The organism is Variovorax sp. P2_H12 (assembly GCF_056403395.1).
In genome coordinates this window covers 1-369 of record NZ_JBFUFO010000310.1, presented here as the reverse complement: position 1 = coordinate 369, position 369 = coordinate 1, and the positions used below count along the sequence as shown (strand labels likewise).

Sequence of the window (369 nt, the reverse complement as noted above, 5' to 3'; positions counted from 1 at the left end):
CAGCGTCCTGTCCAGGGTGGTCATCCAGGCCACGGGCTCCTTGAAGTGCCCCGGCTCCTTCGGATACGCCTTCATCGACGCCTCCAGGCCCGCCAGTTCGTCGTGGACCCGGCCCAGGACGTAGGCGCAGTTGCCCGTGCCCGGGGTGCAGGTGTCGTTCAGGGTCGCCTGGAGGGTGGCGAACGCATCGCGGACCTGCGAGGGCCTGCTCGCGGGCTTGTCGGAGGACATACGGGCGGCGTCCTCCGCATCGGCCGACGCCTGGGCGTCCGCTTCCGCCTGCGCCTGCGCCGCCCGGGACGCGGCCGCCGCATTCGCCGACGGCGCCACGTACGGAACGTCGCCACCGGGCCCCTCCGACGTCTCGAC

The 369-nt window shown here is 72.9% G+C and carries 1 protein-coding gene; it reads right to left on the bottom strand.

The window, feature by feature from the left end; genetic code table 11:
* Nucleotides 1-231: hypothetical protein (locus AC1DYK_RS36270; protein WP_478170669.1), on the bottom strand; the 231-nt coding region annotated here is incomplete at its 3' end.
* Between the last annotated feature and the right edge of the window lie 138 nt (nucleotides 232-369).